Here is a 5006-nt window from a genome sequence, read left to right on the forward strand (position 1 = left end):
CAAAGAACTTATTATAAAATTAAAAATGGAGCTTATGACTATTTATTGAACTAGCAGAGACATTAGGATTGCTCCACTAATTTAAAATATCTCATAATTAATAATAATGTTGAATATTTAAGACTTTGATAGAAAACATTCCAATATTAGACATTTTTCTAACCTATTTACTAGCTTTCAGAAATTTTAAAAATCTGTCTTTAAAAAGGACCCTTTTATAGGACTATAATAAATCTTTAATAATACATACATAAATAACTTGCATAACTTATGTAATTTACGCATATTACATAAATTAATTAACTTAATTAATTTATGTAACTTATTGAAAATATTCCGAAAGTGTGGGAAACTATATATTATTACACTATTTAAATAACTTATGTAAGTTACATAATGGAGATGAGATGATAAATTTTGTAGCCACCGGTTTAAGTTCCAATAAATAGTTATAATTGAGTTTGTTGGAGCAAATAGATGTTAGATTGTATTGATAATTTAGAGCATTTTGACTCTGTAATGGAGATTAATTAAATCTAGCATCGAACCTCATCATGATGCATATGACATCGTATAGGAGAATGGTTAAACCGGATGATAAATTTCTGCTCTTAAATAAAAGAGAGGATACTAATATGACTAGATATATAGGAATAGATTTACATACAAACAACCTTACAGCTTGTTACTATGATGGCAAAGATTATAAATTTAGTACCTACGAGACTAATACTTTAGGATTAAGTGACTTTATATCAACTTTGCGTAAAACAGATTTGCTAGCAGTAGAGTCTACAGGTAATAGTAATTATTTTTATAAGAATGTCATAAAGAGTGTTAAAGAAATAAAAGTAGTATCACCTGGTCAATTTAATGTAATTAGAACATCTGTTAAAAAAACAGATAAAAATGATGCAAAAGCTTTAGCATTTTATTTGAGTAAAGATATGTTACCTGAATCAAGAGTGAAAACCGATGCTCAGTTACAGGTATCAAGAATATCTAGTTCCAGAGAACAACTAGTAAAAACTAGAACAAGCTTGATAAATAAGCTACATGGGATATTTAATAGTTTAGGTTATAAGCTTAAAAAAGAAACTTTAACTACTAAAAAAGGTTTAAATTCTTTGCTTGAATATAATCTGGATGATTTGACAATGATTGAGGTTAAAATATTTAAATCTCAAGTTGAACATCTTAATCAGGGTATAAAAGAAATTGATGTTTTGTTATGTCAAGCTGGTCAAAAATTAGATGGTTTTGAGAGTATTAAAAGTATAAAAGGTATTGGCGAGAAATCAGCAAGCATACTTTTATCACATATTGGTGATGTTAATGACTTTTCTAGTGCTGATAAATTAGCTTCATACTTTGGAATAGTACCTAGGGTTTCTAATTCTAATGAAACAGAAAAGACAGGTAGGATTACCAAAAGAGGAAATAAGCTTGCAAGAACGACTTTAGTCCAATGTACATTAATAGCCATTAGGTATAGTAGTTATTTAGGTGATTTTTATAGAAAAATAAAGCAGAAGAAATCAGCAGGAAAAGCAATTATTGCAACTGCTAGAAAGTTTCTTAAAACAATTTATTTAACAATAAAAAATAATTGGATCTTCGAGGATTTTGGGATCTACAAAATTAAAAGTGTTTAAACAATAAGGGTTGAAATTTAACATAGGAGGAGAAGAGCATGATACTTCTAGTAGGTGGACAAAAAGGCGGAGCAGGTAAAACTACAATAGCTACAAATATTGCTTGTTATTTAAAACATTTAGGTAAAGATGTTATTTTAGTTGATTCTGATAAACAAAACTCAACGACATCTTGGATTCAATATAGATTAGAAAACGAAGAAAAATTATTGAATATCCCATCAGTAAAAGTAGCTGATAATATATCACAAGCTATTAAAGATCTAAAGACAAAATATGACTATATAATAATAGACTGTGCAGGTAGAGATTCAAAAGAACAACGAACTGGTATGTTAGTATCTGATTATCTATTAATTCCTGTAAGGCCAAGTCAATATGACTTAGATACTCTGGAGAATCAAGCCGAAATTGTAGAATCTGCTAAAACTATAAATGAGAATTTAAAATCATTAGTTATGTTCTCAATGTGTCCTACACATCATTTAATAGATGAAAGGGATCAAGCAGAGAAATATTTAAGGGAGTTTCCAGAATTTACATTATTAGAGTCATATACCAGTGATAGAAAAGTATATAGAGATACTGCATATTTAGGTAAAGGAGTTATTGAAATAAATAATAGTAAAGCCGCTAAAGAAATAAAAAAAATAGTGAATGAAATTTATAATTTTAAATAAATTATGCAATATATGAAACTTACATAACTTATGTAAGTTATGGAATTTTTGGAAGGTGGATTTTTATGAAAATAAAAAATAGACAAAATAAAAAATCTCTTATTGATGAATTTATTAATTCAGCAGATAGTAATCATGTAACAGATATCAATGATAATAAGATAATTAAAAATACTAAAAAGTATAAGCGAGTCACATTTTCGTTAGATGAAGAAACAAAAGATATTATAGAGTCTTTATCTATTAAAAGTAATTATTATAAAACATCTAACTCTGATATTGTAAAAATAGCTATTCGTTATTTAAATGATTTAACTAATGCTGATTTAGAGATTATCATTAAAAAATATAAATAACTTATAAAAAGGTGTTTTAAAACTCTGTGACTTTAAACTACCTTTATCCCAAATTAGATTCACTATTGATTAATCATATTTTTACAGCAGTTTTATCCTGATATTTATGGAATAAAAAATAACTATTTATATTGAATAGTTTATCTATTTATTTAAATAGATTATAAAAAGCTAAAAGCTTTTAAATATAAGCTTTTACATAAGCTAAAAACACCTTTTTATACTTTAAAAACACCTTTTTATAAGCGTAGCTTCATGGATAGACACTTTCTTATAAGTTAAGAACACTTTTTTATAAGTCAAGATACCTTTTTATACTTTAAAAACACCTTTTTATAAGTTTGTTGTTTATATGTGATACTTTTCTAGAATTAATTCCCGTGTTTATAATGGTTTTTTATATTAAATGTTGCAATTAAAAAAAATTCATAATATATTAAAAACACTGTTACTTATTTTTAGGTGTTATGAAGAGGTTAGGTAATAATAGTAATTTAGCTGCCCATAATAAACTTATTAAAGGTAGATATAGTTTAAGTAAAGAGGAGCAAAATTTTATTTATTTAATGGTTTCTCAGATAAATAAAGAAGATACTGATTTTTTTGAATATAATATACATATAAGTGAGTTAGAGAATAGAGAATTAACTCAAAAAAATTATAAACAATATAAAGAGTTTGCACAAGCACTTGTGGGAAAAACTATAACTATAGAAGATAATAAAGAAATATTAACAACATCTTGGTTTAGTAGTTTAAAATATATAAAAGGCTCTGGCCAGATAAAAGCAAAATTTGATCCAAACTTAAAACCTTTTCTTTTAGAGCTTAAAGATGAATTTGTACAAGCTAAGTTACCAACTTTGCTACAATTTAAAAGTAAATATTCATCTAGGCTGTATTTATTTCTTAAATCTGAATATGATAGGCAAAAGACTTTTAAAAGCTCTTTAATTGTTGATTTTGATGTGGTGTACTTACATAAAATTTTTGAAATGCCTGAATGTTATCTTTCTAGATATTCTAAATTTAAAGAGATGTTTCTAAAAAAAGGAGTTGATGAGATTAATATGTTGTCAAATTTAGATGTTTCATTTTCAGAAGAAAAAACAGGCAGAAAGATAACCTCAATCATGTTTTTTATAAAAGAAAAAAATAATAGCCTTAATGATATTAGGTTAGATACTTTAATTAAACAATCAAAATCACCAGAAACAAAAAATACTTTAATTCCTGATAATCTTAGTAATAAGGCTAATGAGATATTATTGAGTGATGATTTAGGATTGACAGAAAATGACATAAAAAATATATTTAATAATTATTCTATAGATGTTATTGAACAGGCTTGTGACAGTGTATATAAAAGCTGGGATAGCCCTAAACTTAAGAGTAGAGTAGCACTTTTCAGAAATCAGCTAAAAGAATATTCTAATAAGATTTAAATAATTATTCATTTTAAATCTAAGTTAGGTCATATTCCCTGTAGACAATTAATATTTTAGTATTTCTACAAAATTATTTGATGTTGTTTATTTTAACTGTATATAATAAGCATAAGTATTATATTATGAGAAAAATTGCATATGGCTAGAAGATACACCCATTATTTATATTTGACTAATAACGGAGCTATTTTTGGTATACTTTTAGCAGTATTTATAGCATTAGATATGATATCCGGAGTGGCATCATCAAAAATAGTATTTATAAATAATTATATTCAATTTCCAGCTTCAGTAATGATTGCAACATTAATGTATCCTATATTAGACATAATCGCAGAACTTTTTGGGCGAAAACCATATGTTATCACAATAAGTATGAGATGTTTCTGTGATCTACTTTTTGTTATATTGGCTCTGTTTATTATACAACTACCATATCCTAAAGACTGGTCTCATCAAGCAGATTTTAGATATATATTAGGATTTATTCCTATTGTGGCAATAATGGGAATTTTTATAATGATTGTGGCGAATATAATTAATTATATTGTTTTAATCACTTTAAAGAATCTGCTAAAAAGTAAATTTTTTGTTTTCAGGAGCTTTGTTTCATCAAGTATAGCTATATTAGTTAATTCTGTTTTATTAGTAACATTGATTTATTTGAATAGATTTGGATTACTTAAAGCCTTTAAATATGCTTTAAACAAAGCCTCTAAGTGTCCAAGAAATTATAGACAAACATAATATTTCTAGAAGATCTTATTACGCTATTAAAAAAGGCATTAAAAAATTATCAAAACAATTTTATCAAAACTAAAACTTTTCGCTAGCGTCAATAGGTAAGATTAGGTTCCATGAACAAAA

Annotated in this window: 5 protein-coding genes; all 5 read left to right on the forward strand. The window is 25.8% G+C overall.

Translation table 11 applies throughout. The annotated features are described in order from the left end of the window. Positions 1-635 precede the first annotated feature (635 nt). The 5 genes from F3D62_RS09365 (at position 636) to F3D62_RS09385 (ending at position 4886) form a co-directional block, all read left to right on the forward strand. Positions 636-1655, forward strand: a complete 1020-nt coding sequence (locus tag F3D62_RS09365; RefSeq protein WP_150467989.1) for an IS110 family transposase — start codon at positions 636-638, stop codon at positions 1653-1655. 38 nt (positions 1656-1693) lie between these two features. After that, positions 1694-2335: an AAA family ATPase gene (locus tag F3D62_RS09370; RefSeq protein WP_150467990.1), complete on the forward strand. Its 642-nt coding sequence runs from the start codon at positions 1694-1696 to the stop codon at positions 2333-2335. A 65-nt stretch (positions 2336-2400) separates the two neighbouring features. Then, positions 2401-2691 carry a hypothetical protein gene (locus tag F3D62_RS09375; RefSeq protein ID WP_150467991.1) on the forward strand — a complete coding sequence of 97 codons (291 nt, stop codon included), beginning with the start codon at positions 2401-2403 and terminating at the stop codon, positions 2689-2691. A 467-nt stretch (positions 2692-3158) separates the two neighbouring features. Further along, positions 3159-4136 (forward strand): replication initiation protein, encoded by a 978-nt coding sequence (locus F3D62_RS09380; protein WP_150467992.1) that lies wholly within the window; start codon positions 3159-3161, stop codon positions 4134-4136. 141 nt (positions 4137-4277) lie between these two features. Further along, a complete protein-coding gene (locus F3D62_RS09385; protein ID WP_150467993.1) occupies positions 4278-4886 on the forward strand; it encodes a VUT family protein in 609 nt (202 codons plus the stop codon). The last annotated feature ends 120 nt before the right edge of the window (positions 4887-5006 follow it).

Source organism: Francisella sp. SYW-9, assembly GCF_008711465.1.
Taxonomy (GTDB): domain Bacteria; phylum Pseudomonadota; class Gammaproteobacteria; order Francisellales; family Francisellaceae; genus Francisella.